This is a genomic window from Robiginitalea rubriflava, from assembly GCF_052540725.1.
Genome location: NZ_CP199309.1, coordinates 93,359 through 106,336, shown reverse-complemented (window position 1 = coordinate 106,336; position 12,978 = coordinate 93,359). Strand labels below are relative to the sequence as shown.

Genomic DNA, 12,978 nt, shown 5'->3' with positions numbered 1-12,978 from the left:
CTGTTTATAATTAGTTTCTTAAGGGTTTTCCGGTTTTAAGCATATGCTGGATACGTTCCAGCGTTTTGCGTTCGGTACACAGGGAGAGGAAAGCCTCCCTTTCCAGGTCCAGAAGGTATTGTTCGCTTACATAGGAGGCTTCGGAAAGGTCGCCACCGGCCATTACATAGGCGAGCTTGTCGGCAATTTTTTTATCGTGTTCTGAAATATAATGCCCGGCCTCCATGGAATCCGTACCCACCAGGAACATTCCCAGGGCTTGTTTCCCCAGGACTTTTACATCTTTCCTAGGTATCGGCTGTGAATAACCACTTTCAGCCATAATACGGGCATATTGCTTCGCAGTGGCAATTTGCCGGTCTTTATTCACTACAATAACATCTTTCCCTTTCTGAAGGATCCCCGTATCAAAGGCTTCATAGGCAGAGGTGGAAACTTTCGCCATCCCGATGGTGAGGAAATATTCCTGTAGTACGTTGAGCTCCACATCGTTTTTCCTGAAGGTATCCGAAGCGCGCAGGGCCATTTCTTTGGATCCCCCGCCCCCTGGGATTACCCCAACACCGAATTCGACCAGGCCGATATAGGTTTCGGCCGCAGCCACCACCTTATCTGCATGCAGGCTCAGTTCACATCCGCCACCCAGGCACATGCCATGGGGTGCCGCGATTACCGGGATAGCCGAATACCTCATGCGCATCATGGTATCCTGGAAATATTTTACAGCCATATTCAGCTCGTCATACTCCTGCTCAACGGCCATCATAAAGATCATACCGATATTGGCCCCTACTGAAAAGTTTGCAGCCTGGTTTCCGACAACAAGGCCCTGAAAGTCTTTTTCGGCAAGGTCTACCGCCTTATTCAGGCCCGCCAGGACATCGGCACCAATGGTATTCATTTTGGAGCGGAACTCCACATTTAAAATTCCGTCCCCAAGGTCTTCCACTACCACTCCGGTATTTTTAAAGACTTCTTTGGATTCCCGGATGTTATCAAGGATAATAAAGGCATCCTGCCCTGGTATTTTGCGCTGTGCTTTTTCAGGGATATCGTAATACCAGCTGGCCCCGTCCTTAACGGTATAAAACTGCTTTGATCCGGCCGCCTTCATTTCCATGACCCAGGGGGCCACCTCCTGTCCGTTGGCTTTTGCCAGCTCAATTCCCTGCTCCAGGCCAATGGTATCCCAAATCTGAAAAGGACCGTGTTCCCAGCCAAATCCAGCCTTCATCGCATCATCTATTTTATAGAGTGCATCCGTTATTTCAGGGATACGGTGGGAGACATAGGCAAATAAAGCTCCGAAACTATTGCGATAAAATTCGCCTGCCTTGTCTTTGCCTGCCACAAGTACCTTAAAACGATCAATAACCGTATCGATGGTTTTGGTATTTTCCAGGGTGGCAAACTGGGCTCGCTTTTTTGAACGGTATTCCAGGGTATCGAGATCCAGGCTGAGGATTTCACTGGAGCCGTCCTTGTTCTTGACTTTTTTATAGAATCCCTGTCCGCTTTTGCTGCCCAGCCATTTATTATCTGCCATTGTCTTGATAAAATCGGGCAGCCTGAACAGGTCTTTACGTTCATCATCCGGGCAGTTTTCAGCAATCCCATTGGCTACATGCACCAGGGTATCCAGTCCCACAACATCCACAGTACGGAAGGTTGCGGATTTTGGCCGTCCGATAACCGGGCCGGTAAGCTTGTCTACTTCTTCTACGGTCATTCCCATTTCCTTAACCGTGTGGAAGAGGCTCATAATGCTGAAAATCCCTATCCTGTTGCCGATAAAGGCCGGGGTATCCTTGGCAACCACCGAAGTTTTTCCTAAAAATTGTTCCCCGTAACCGTTGAGGAAATCCAGGACTTCCTCTTTGGTTTTGGGCCCCGGGATGATTTCAAACAATTTCAGGTAACGGGCCGGATTAAAGAAATGCGTTCCGCAGAAATGTTGCTGAAAATCTTCACTCCGCCCTTCACTCATAAAGTGAATCGGGATACCTGAGGTATTCGAGGTTATAAGGGTTCCCGGCTTGCGATGTGCTTCCAGTTTTTCAAATACCTGTTTTTTGATATCCAGTCGTTCCACAACAACCTCAATAATCCAGTCTGCACTGGCAACCTTACTGATATCATCCTCCAGGTTTCCGGTTTGAATCCTGGAAGCAAAATCTTTGTGATAAATAGGGGAGGGCCTGGATTTAAGAGCGTTATTTAAGGAATTGTTTACTATTCTGTTGCGTACTACAGCGTCTTTAAGGCTGAGGCCTTTCGCCTTTTCAGCGTCTGTCAGTTCCCGGGGGACGATATCCAGTAGTAATACCTCCACTCCTATATTGGCAAAATGACAGGCAATCCCACTGCCCATTATCCCTGAACCAATTACGGCAACTTTTTTAATGTGTTTTTTCATGGATCCCTTCTATTTGGATTTTGATTGGTCTGATTTCAGATAGATTTTTTTTTCGCTGATCAATTGATTGATGGTTTGCACAACTGCAAAGAATCCCTTCAGATCTTCGTCCTTCAATTCACTTTTTACAACCTCGTTAAAGCGCAGTACCACGTCTTTGGAATCCTTTCGTTTTTCTAGCCCGAAATTCGTAAGATGAATGAGTACACCCCGTCCGTCTTCAGGGTTGGGTTTGCGGCAGATAAGCCCTTTTTCTTCCATGCTTTTAAGGATACGGGAGAGGCTGGTTGCCTCCATTCCCATCTTTGGCCCCAGGGCAGTAGAAGGGGTTCCCGTTTTCGGGTCAATACTCAATAGTGTGAAGCCTACAGCCATGGTACTGTCGAAATTTTTTGCCTCTTCATTGTACATGCGGGCTACGGCCTGCCAGGTAGCCCGAAGGGCATAGTCTATTGTGATATCCTTCATTTGCAGTAATAAGCACCCCAAATATAATAAAATTTATTATGCATGCATAATAAATTTATAAAAATCAGTTGTAGCGCCTTTTAAGTGAAGAACTATATTTTCTCGGGGGGATGCCCGTATATATCGCTGTAGAGGGGTGCGTATTTTTGCAGGATAATTTTGCGTTTCAATTTCATGGTAGGGGTGAGGTGACCTTCCTCTACCGTCCAGATATTGGGGGTTAAGCGGAAGGCCTTCACCTTTTCCCACTTCGCAAATTGTTCGTTGGCCAGATCAACTTCTTCCTGATAACGGGCTACAACCTGTGGGTGATCGACAATTTTCTGACCGCCCGACAATTCAATTTTATGCCTTTTTGCCCATTCGCTAAGGAATTCAAAATTGGGCTGAATAAGGGCAGCCGGCATTTTTTCGCCTTCTCCCAAAACCATGATTTGTTCTATAAAGCGCGATTGTTTAAAACGGTTTTCCAGTAGTTGCGGGGCCACATACTTGCCACCTGAGGTTTTGAACATCTCCTTCTTGCGATCCGTGATCTTCAAAAAGCCTTCCGAATCGACCTCTCCGATATCTCCGGTGTGGAAGTATCCGTTTTTCAGTACCTCGGCTGTTCTTTCAGGATCCTTGTAATAACCCATCATCACATTGGGACCTTTGCAGAGTATTTCCCCGTCTTCGGCAATCTTTATTTCAACATCCTCTATAATCTTTCCTACAGAGCCAATTTTCCATCCGCGATTCCGCTGGTCGTTTACAGAGATAACAGGCGAGGTCTCCGTAAGACCATACCCCTCCATAACAGGAATGCCTGCAGCGGCAAATATCCTGGCAAGGCGCTGTTGCAGGGCAGCACTTCCGGAGACCATGGTTTCCAAATTACCGCCCAGGGCTTCCTGCCACTTCTTGAAAATCAATTTACGTGCCAGCCCCAGCTTTTTTTCATACCACCAGCCGTTGGCCCCATATGGTTTGTATTGCAAACCCAATTCCACCGCCCAGAAAAACAAGGCTTTTTTAATCCCGCTAAGATCTGCTCCCCTGGCGATAATTTTATCATAGACTTTTTCCAGCAACCTCGGAACCACAGTCATTACATTGGGTTTGACCTCCTTGAGGTTATCACTTATTTTATCCAGTCCTTCGGCATAGTAAACACTGATCCCACAGTACTGATACAGGTAGAGGATCATCCGTTCGAAAATGTGACAAACCGGCAAAAAACTTAGAGCGCTGTGTCCGTAATCAAAAGGCACCCTTTTCTGGCTGGCCAGGACATTGGATACGATATTGTGATGCGATAACATAACCCCTTTTGGCTTTCCGGTGGTCCCGGAAGTGTAAATAAGGGTCGCCAGGTCTTCGGGCCGTACCGCGTCCATCCGCGCCTGTACTTCCTTCTGGTTGGCCTCGTCTTTCCCCAATTCCTTTACTTCACTCCAATGCTTACAGCCAGGAATCTTATCAAAACTGTATACCTCTTTTAAACTGGGGACTTCAGACCGGATGGCCTCCACCTTCTCAAGCACTTCCTGGCAGGAGACAAAACAATAGACCGCTTCCGAATGGTTCAGGATATAGGAATAATCGGCTTCTGAAATGGTAGGATAGATCGGTACGTCCTGGGCCCCAACCTGAAGGATGCCTGTATCCATTATACTCCATTCGGTGCGGTTGGTCATAGAGATCAGGGCAATTTTATCATTTGCCTGAACCCCCAGGCGCAACAGGCCCCTGCTTATGGCATTGGCTTGTTTGAGGTATTCTGCGGTAGAAACCGCTTTCCACTGGTCTCCGTATTTGGTTACCATTGATTTTTCCAGGGCGCAGTTGGCTTGTTGATAGTAAGGGAATTCGAAGAGGCGTTTTACTTCTTGCATTTTGTTTAGCTGCTTAGTGCATTGCAAAATAAGAAAAGGGAGTGGTATTTTAAAAGAAGGCTGACAATATCTGCACTGTATTTTTGCGTATATGGCAAAATTATACTCAGACAGCCAATGGACCGACACCCAAATCTAAATTGGATATAGGCTTTATGATGGCAACTTGCACTTATCCGCTTTAAATTGTTTGAGGGGGCGGGGGGATTCCCCAGGTCTGATATTTCTTTGGATTGAGAGATAGGCCTCTGTCAAAAATGCGGCGTCTGGGCCAGTTCAGCAAACTTATTTATAAAAATTATCAGCCTCACCCAGCAGCGTTGTCAGTTCCACTTTATGTCCATCCGGGTCGTGAATGTAAACTGAAAGGAAATAGTGATGATCCTGCTGTTCAAACCGGATTCCCAGTTGCTTGAAGTGTTCCAGGGCTTTATCGTAGTTTTCCCGGGTCACCTGAAATGCGAAGTGCTCGATACAAATTCCTGAAAGATCGGGTGTATTGGAAGTGTTAGCGTCTTTAACCGGAAAGAGGGCAATACCGCTTTTTCCGTATAACATAAAAATAGGAAAATCCCCCCATTCGGGAAGCTGATAGCGCGTTAGCCCAAGTACCTGTTGGTACCAATTGGCCGAGCGCTCCATATTGCTCACCCTGAGGGCAACATGATCCAAAAACTCAAGTGAAAAGGGTGTTTTCATAACGCAACTGAAATGAGACTGCTAATCCTTTAAATGTCGGTTAAAAAAGTCTGCGGAGGCCTCATAAGCTTTTAACCAGCTTTCATGGCGGAGAAAGCCGTGAACTTCATCAGGAAAAACCAGGGCTTCGTTGTACACCCCAAGCGCATCCAGCTTGTTCTTTAAATCGATCGACTGTCCGAACATTACATTGCGATCATCATCTCCGCTAATAAGTAAGACTGGAGATTGCCATTTGCTTAAATCGTAAACAGGCGAAGATTCCAATGCCAGTTCCATCAGGTCTTTTCCAATGCCCCAGGCGCCTCCGGGAGAGAAGTCACGGGCGCGCCAGGACCAGTCGTGTACGCCGTGTAAATCTACACCTGCCTTAAAGATATCTGAATTCCTGGCCAGGCCCATGGCAGTTAGGAAACCTCCATAGGAACCGCCCCAGAGTCCAATTTTGTCTGGGTTTACCTCCGGGTGAGATTGCAGGTATCGGGCTGCAGCCAGTATATCCTGGTATTCTGAGGCGCCTCTGGGGCCCTGTTTTTTAGCCCTTCTGAAATCCCTTCCGTAGCCAATCCCGGTACGGAAATTTACTGCCAGCACCACATACCCCTGCGAAGCCAGATACTGATTCATGACATAGGCATTTGCGTAGTAATTGCTGTAATGAAAGCCCAGCAGCATTTGCCTGATGGGCCCTCCATGCATAAAAATCAACCCTGGTTTCCTGTCTTTTTTTGCGGTAGCGGGCAGGAATAACTGTCCGTGTATACTAAGGCCATCTGAAGCGGTGAATTGAACCGGAATGGGTTCAGTAAAGGCATCCCTCGGAAAATCGCCCTCGATCTGTGTTAGTCGATGTTGCCCATTCCTGTTTTGAAGAACAATTCCCGTAGGAAGGTCGTAAAGGCCCTCCCGAAAAGCAAAAGCATCCCCTTCCAGGGCAACGGGATCTGTCTGTATACCCTTACCTGATGTGATCCTTTCTGTTTGCCCGTTTTGGACATTACTCCTCCACAAGTGCCTTCTGTGTGTATCTCCGCAATTTGTGGAGATTATTACCGAATTTTCATCCAGCGACAGCGCGCTGTTCTCAATTTCACATTCCCCGGGGCTAAGGTCTGTTATTCCGCTCCCGTCCGGATTGATAGCGTACAAGTGATTCCATCCCTGATGTTCCGAACTGAAAAGGATTTTCCCGGTCCGGGTCCATCTGAGAGGCTCATTGTGATAGTAGTGTGCAAAGCCACCATCATCCCCCGCCGATTCCCAGATAGCTTTTGGATTAGTACCATCGGCATCTGCAACCATGATTTTAAAAGGGTTCCCTCCCATAATATTCCGCAACTGATCTTTACCCTGTCCGGGCCTGCGTATAAAGGCTATTTTTTTTCCATCCGGAGACCATGCCGGATGTTCATCAAAAGACAGTGCAGGGGCTATCCATTTAATTTTTTGCTGATCGATCTGATATTGTCCGATAAAACTGTGATCACCCCGGGAACTCACAAAGGCGATGGCTTTGCTGTCAGGGGACCAAATAAGGGAACCGGCCCCACTTCTAACTTCAAATAGTTTTTCGGGTTTCGCCCGGGCAACGGAAAGATCGGGGATAATGTATACCCCCTTTTTTGAAGGGTATATCAGGGATTTTCCATCCGGGGAGAGGACTGCGGAACTGGCAGTGGCCAGAGTATCGGTTTGTTTATCCGAAAGTCGCATTCGCAATAAAATACGTTCCGGAGTTTCGGGCAGGCTGGCCGGATTTGCAGGATAGCCCTGACGGTTGTTGCCATTACCCCGAGAATAGATCATAAAATCTGCGGTAAGGATCAGATTTCCAAGATCCAGGCCGTCGTCTTGGGTGTAATTGGTAAGTCGGACAGGAGAAGGCTGCGAAACCGAACTGTACCAGATGTTGCGGACCCCCTCTTTATTGACCACCCATACAATCCCCTTTCCGTCTGCAGAACCCTTTATGGATTGTGCGTAGGGCCCGGAGAGCATATTTTCAAGTCGGGCCTGAGAAAAGGCTATAGCTCCGGTCATTAGGAGCGTGATTAGTATTGTTTTTGAGATTATTCTTTTCGTATCCATTGTATTCGGTATTGGCTGTAAAATTTGAAAACTGCATTGCCATCAGGATTTCACATTTTCAAGTTCTGAATTATCCTGATGTTCCTTTACTTTTTCAGAAGTCACAAAATACATTTTCAGCATTCCTTTATTTTTAGCCGAAATCATTCCCCTGTACTCGCACTGAATATGATCCTGTACCAGCTTAAAGGTATTTTCAGAGATATTGATCTTGCCGGTGGAAGAGTTCGCCTCCATCCTTGCAGCCGTGTTAACGGTATCTCCCCATATGTCATAGGCAAATTTTTTGGTTCCCACCACTCCGGCCACAATTGGCCCACTGTTAATGCCGATACGTATTTCAAATTTCTGGCCTCCGGGAGTAGTATCTGCCTCCACCTCCCCGACAAACCTTATGATATCAATGGCGGCCTTAACCATTCTCAGGGCATGGTCTGAAGAAGTGAAAGGCAATCCCGAGGCACACATATAACAGTCTCCTATACTTTTTATTTTTTCCAGCTCATACTTTCCGATTATTTCATCAAATTTTGAGAAATAGAAATCCACATTCTGAACCAGAGCTTCAGGGCCCATATTTTCAGAATGGTGGGTAAAACCCACAAAATCTGCAAACATAACCGTGGCTGAATCGAATTTTTTAGCCTTTACCCTTCCACTGCGCTTGAGTTCTTCCGCCGTTTCGTCTGGCAGGATATTCTTCAACAGATTATCTGAGCGCATCTTTTCATCCTGAATGATGCGGGAAGTCTTTTTAATATAGCGATAGCGGTAATACATGCCGAGGGCCAGCAGGAACACCAGGCCGGTAATTCCAATACTTACATAGAGGATGGATTTTTGTTTTCGATCCCTCAACGATTGAATTTCAGCCTCTTTCTCCAACAGATCCACCTCTGCCTGTTTTTGTGAGATCTCAAAATCATTCCGCATTTTAGCCATTTGTTGAACGAGATCAACATTATTGATACTGTCTTTATAGGCGGTATAGGTCTTATAATATCCCAGGGCGCGAGTTGGCATGCCTTTGGCCTCGTATAATTCGGAAAGTTTCAAATTCGCATCGCTTATCTGTTCTTTCAGACCGTATTCTTCTGCGATAGCCAGGCTCTGAGAGGTATAGCGCAAGGCGGCATCCAGATTATTCTGATTTTGGTAGATATCTGCCACATAAGGGAGAAAGGCAGCAATTCCATAAAAGTCCTTTTCCTCACGCAGAATTTCCAGGCCCTGGTTTAGTTTGAAAAGGGCCAGGGAGTCTTTTCCCTGTTTGCCGAGTACCATGCCAACAGAACCCAGATAATACCCTTTGCCCAAATTAAAATCAACAGCTCTGAATAACGCACCCGATTCTTCAAAATAGATCAGTGCCGAATCCAATTTTCCCTGATTGAAATACTCATCACCGGCATTGGAGAGTGCCATGGCTACAGAGAGCGTATCGCCTGTGGTCTTCAGTATCCGGATGGCCCGGTTATAGTAATTACTGGCATTTTGGGCATTACCCATCAAAGAATAGGAATCTGCGATGGTGATGTAAGCAAGACCTAAATTAATATCATTTTCATGCTCAATTGCCAGGTTTGCTGCGTAAAAATAGTTTTTAAGCGCCTCTGCAAAATCCCCGGTCATCCGATTAGCTGTTCCTTTTCGAAAATAACCATTATAAAGCGCTTCCAGGGAATCCATACGGATTGCGATCTCGATGTAGGCATTGCTATACTGAAGCAATTTCTGGGGGTCCTGCAGGGCGGCGGTAAGGTCCCCCAGTATTGCAATACTGTCTGCCGGCTCAAACGGGCCATTCAGATAATAGGCTTCCAGGCTGTCTGCGGATTGTGGAAGTTGTTGCTGTGCACATAGCTGCGTAAGGGTGCAACTAAAAAAAAAGCCCAGGCATATCCGGGCCAATTTCCTTACTTTAAATAAGATTTTATTTGGTGCAGACATAAAAAGCAGCTGCTACTATCTTTTAGTTTACCTTAATCTTCGGGTCTATCTGAAAAATACCTCCTTTACTTTCACCTTCGTGAATTACCCGAAACGATATTTTGTATTTGTAATCTGCCCCGGGTTCCGTTGTGGTTACAATGGTGCCCCTTACTTCTCCGTCTTCGGCAGTCAGTCGATTATCCCCTCCAAATACATCTCTCCCCCCATTGGCCCCCTGGTGGTTGATCGCCACAATTTCCACACTACTTGTTTCAGTAGCCCCAAGTGCCACTCCTTTCCAGACAATGCTATCATCCACGTTGGCGCTGATGGTATAATCTTCATTGCTGCTGCCGTCAGTCTGCCCGAAATTACAAGAGGCGTTAACATCTGGATTCTGTATTTCTGCAGTATTAACATACAGTGTGATAATTCGCTCTGTCTGGGCATGCCCCCATTGCATAAAAAAACAGCTAGTTCCAATGGCAAGTAATACTATTTGTTTGGTGATTTTCATTTCAGTTGGTTATAAGTTTGGTATAAGATAAGGCATTTTTAGATAGGGTGCTAGGAATTCGAAATAAGTCAAACCTCACGATACCAGCGTGACGCATGAGCTGAAGGGCATTGGAAATTTCACGGGTTAGTCCTCGCCTAATTCTTTGCAAAATATAAAGGGATTCAGGGCCCTGGAGTGCAGGCTAGTCTTACAATATTAATCTAGTAGGTTGATTTTCTGGATTACCGGATTGAACGCCTTGGATGCCAGAAGTACTTTATTTCCTATTTGAAAGGCTCCGGCCTCTGACGATTCAACAATGACCTTGACCAGATCGTTCCCCACCAGGACAGTAATGACGGACACCACCTCTTCCTGTATAATATCAACAATATCCCCGGTAAAGGTGAATTTCCCACTTAGTGTATTGTTTGAGAATACTTTTGATGGGGGACCGTGCCGGATTATTTTCCCATTGTTCATCATCCAGACTTCCCCGGCCAGTTTCATTATTTCCGATATATTGTGGCTAACCAGAAAGGTGGTCGGTTTAAACTCCCTTTGTATTTTTAGAATATAATCCTGCAACTTGTTCCGCGTTTTTCCATCCAGGGCCGATAAGGGTTCATCGAGCAGCAGCATCTCTGGTTGTCGGACCAGAGCCCTGGCCAGGGCAACCCTCTGTTTCTGACCTCCGGAGAGGGTTGCGGGTTTCCGCTGGCGCAGGGCACCTAATTCCATCAATTCAATAATTGCGTCAGTTTTTCCTAAACCACTCTTTCCAGCCTCCGCGAACTGTATATTTTCCAAAACCGTCATATTGGGAAAGAGCGCATAGTCCTGAAAGACATAGCCTGTATTTCGTTTTTGGGGGCTAAGATTGATTTTTTTAGAAGCCTCGTACCAGTATGTGTCCCCAATCCGGATCTTTCCGGAGTCTGGCTGTAACAAGCCCGATAAGATCCGCAACAAGGAAGTCTTCCCAGCACCGGAAGGGCCATAGAGGGCGATGCATTTACCCTGCATCACTTCCATTTCCACATCAAGGGAAAAGGATTCCTCGGGTCCGACCAACTTTTTGTGAAGATGCAGTTCAATCATTTCCAAAATCGGTTCAGGTAGTTGCCATTAACAACATAGACGGTAAGGAGAATGCAGAAGGTTATTACGAACAGGATGATCGAATAAAAATTGGCCATCCCGTAATTCATGGCCTCTACTTCCTCATAAATCGCAATGGAGGCTACCCTTGTTTCTCCAGGGATATTGCCGCCAATCATCAAAACCACCCCAAATTCACCCACTGTATGTGCAAATGCGAGCACAATCCCGGTAAGGAGGGAAGTTCTGATATTGGGCAGTTGTACTTTGAGTAAGGTCTGTAATTTGGATTTTCCCAAAACGAAGGCCGCTTCCCGCAGGGAGGGAGGCAGCCCTGAAAACCCCGCCTGCAACGGATGTACCATAAATGGAAGACTGTAAATAAGGGACGCCAGCACCAGTCCTTCAAAGGAAAAGACCAATTGCAGCCCCAGCCACTGATCAAGCCAGGCCCCAAAACTGTTTCCCGGACTAAAGGCAATCAGAAAATAGAAACCCAGCACGGTTGGGGGCAACACCAGCGGCATACTGACCAGGGTCTCCACCACCGGTTTGATTCGCGAGCGGGTATGTGCCAGCCAGTAGGCCAAAGGCAGCCCAATAAGCAACAAAAGCAGGGTTGTGGCCAAGGCCAGTTCAAAGGTCAGAACAAGCGGGTTCCAGTTCATGCCGGCTGCAACATTATTTGATTAAAAGGGATTACCATCAGTAAATGTATCCCTTTTTCAAGGGACATAGCCTCAATAGCCTTTGTATCTGCGATAGCTGAAATTGATCCGCCATCCCATTTTAGATCTATACGGCTGAGAATCTTTCCTTCCTGCACCTGGGATACTACTCCGGTAATGCGGTTTGCCACACTCATAGGAGGGGTTTCTGCCTGACACAGAATCACTTCAGTTTCTTTAAATATCAGGTTTACAGTGGCGCCTTCCTTTAGATAGTCTGCTGTTCCGGGCTTATCAATAACCACTGCCTGAAGGTTTAGGTTTTCGGATACACTTACCACTACCCGGCTGAGGTTTCCATGGCTGATTACCTGACTTATATGTCCTTTTAGTTTATTCATCAATAAGATATCCGTAGGATACCAGGATTTCCCTGGCCTGCTGGGAAAAAAGATACTGATAAAATTCCTGAACGCCCTTTTTCAAGCCATTTTCAGGATGAAGCAGTAAAACCCCCTGACGAATCGGGTTGTGCAGTTTGGGGTCAACCTCCATCCACCTGCCTTTTCCCTGCAATTCAGGGGCGAACAGGGCAGATCGCGCTGTAAAACCAATATCGGCAGCTGCGGAATAAATGTATTGGGTGGTCTGGCCGATATTTTCCCCATAAACCAGCTTGGATTGTAAGGGCCCGTAGAGGCCTTTTTGCTCCAGTACCTCTTTTGCAGCCCTGCCGTAGGGTGCTGTAACCGGATTGGCAATCGCAATGTGGGTTATGAAAGGAAGCCGCAGGACTTCAAATGAAGGATTGAGGCTGTCTTTGAGGCTTATTAACACCAGACTTCCCAGGGCGTATACTTCTGGTGCTTTTTTTGAAAACCCTTTGTTGTAGAGTTCCTGAGGGTATTTCATATCTGCCGCCAGAAAGATATCATAAGGCGCCCCTTCCCGGATTTGTGCTGTGAGTTTTCCTGTTGAACCCAGCACCAGTTGGCAGGTAATACCGGTTTCCGCGGTAAAAGCAGCGGTAATATCCTTAAGAGCATACTGCATATTGGCAGCTGTAGCGATCACTATACCTTCATGGGGTGCTGTTCTGCAAGAGGTGAGGAGTGTAAAAAACACGGCAACTAAAAGAAAAGGATGCTGTCTCATTAGGATTCTCTCACCGATTTAAAAGGAGAACCTCCCTCGTCCATAGGTTTGAAGTGGTGGGCTAAAGGAAATAGA

Annotated in this window: 11 protein-coding genes; all 11 read right to left on the bottom strand. The window is 46.4% G+C overall.

All coding sequences use genetic code 11. The annotated features are described in order from the left end of the window. Window positions 1-10: 10 nt before the first annotated feature. Window positions 11-2,416 carry a 3-hydroxyacyl-CoA dehydrogenase/enoyl-CoA hydratase family protein gene (locus ACT6NU_RS00525; RefSeq protein WP_445382503.1) on the bottom strand — a complete coding sequence of 802 codons (2,406 nt, stop codon included), beginning with the start codon at window positions 2,414-2,416 and terminating at the stop codon, window positions 11-13. Window positions 2,417-2,425: 9 nt separating this feature from the next. After that, on the bottom strand, window positions 2,426-2,884 hold the full coding sequence (locus ACT6NU_RS00520; RefSeq protein WP_445382502.1) for a MarR family winged helix-turn-helix transcriptional regulator: 459 nt from the start codon (window positions 2,882-2,884) through the stop codon (window positions 2,426-2,428). Between the two features lie 92 nt (window positions 2,885-2,976). After that, on the bottom strand, window positions 2,977-4,761 hold the full coding sequence (locus ACT6NU_RS00515) for an AMP-dependent synthetase/ligase (RefSeq protein ID WP_445382501.1): 1,785 nt from the start codon (window positions 4,759-4,761) through the stop codon (window positions 2,977-2,979). Window positions 4,762-5,046: 285 nt separating this feature from the next. Next, window positions 5,047-5,460: a VOC family protein gene (locus ACT6NU_RS00510; protein ID WP_445382500.1), complete on the bottom strand. Its 414-nt coding sequence runs from the start codon at window positions 5,458-5,460 to the stop codon at window positions 5,047-5,049. Between the two features lie 21 nt (window positions 5,461-5,481). Beyond that, window positions 5,482-7,500: a S9 family peptidase gene (locus ACT6NU_RS00505; RefSeq protein ID WP_445382499.1), complete on the bottom strand. Its 2,019-nt coding sequence runs from the start codon at window positions 7,498-7,500 to the stop codon at window positions 5,482-5,484. A gap of 90 nt (window positions 7,501-7,590) precedes the next feature. Next, window positions 7,591-9,459 (bottom strand): adenylate/guanylate cyclase domain-containing protein, encoded by a 1,869-nt coding sequence (locus ACT6NU_RS00500; protein ID WP_445382498.1) that lies wholly within the window; start codon window positions 9,457-9,459, stop codon window positions 7,591-7,593. Between the two features lie 61 nt (window positions 9,460-9,520). Continuing rightward, window positions 9,521-9,997 carry a hypothetical protein gene (locus ACT6NU_RS00495; protein ID WP_445382497.1) on the bottom strand — a complete coding sequence of 159 codons (477 nt, stop codon included), beginning with the start codon at window positions 9,995-9,997 and terminating at the stop codon, window positions 9,521-9,523. A 198-nt stretch (window positions 9,998-10,195) separates the two neighbouring features. Continuing rightward, on the bottom strand, window positions 10,196-11,080 hold the full coding sequence (locus ACT6NU_RS00490; RefSeq protein ID WP_445382496.1) for an ATP-binding cassette domain-containing protein: 885 nt from the start codon (window positions 11,078-11,080) through the stop codon (window positions 10,196-10,198). After that, on the bottom strand, window positions 11,077-11,748 hold the full coding sequence (modB, locus tag ACT6NU_RS00485) for a molybdate ABC transporter permease subunit (protein ID WP_445382495.1): 672 nt from the start codon (window positions 11,746-11,748) through the stop codon (window positions 11,077-11,079). The genes ACT6NU_RS00490 and modB overlap by 4 nt, the downstream gene beginning before the upstream one ends. Then, window positions 11,745-12,149: a TOBE domain-containing protein gene (locus tag ACT6NU_RS00480; RefSeq protein ID WP_445382494.1), complete on the bottom strand. Its 405-nt coding sequence runs from the start codon at window positions 12,147-12,149 to the stop codon at window positions 11,745-11,747. The genes modB and ACT6NU_RS00480 overlap by 4 nt, the downstream gene beginning before the upstream one ends. Next, window positions 12,142-12,903: a molybdate ABC transporter substrate-binding protein gene (gene modA / locus ACT6NU_RS00475; RefSeq protein ID WP_445382493.1), complete on the bottom strand. Its 762-nt coding sequence runs from the start codon at window positions 12,901-12,903 to the stop codon at window positions 12,142-12,144. The genes ACT6NU_RS00480 and modA overlap by 8 nt, the downstream gene beginning before the upstream one ends. Window positions 12,904-12,978 lie beyond the last annotated feature (75 nt).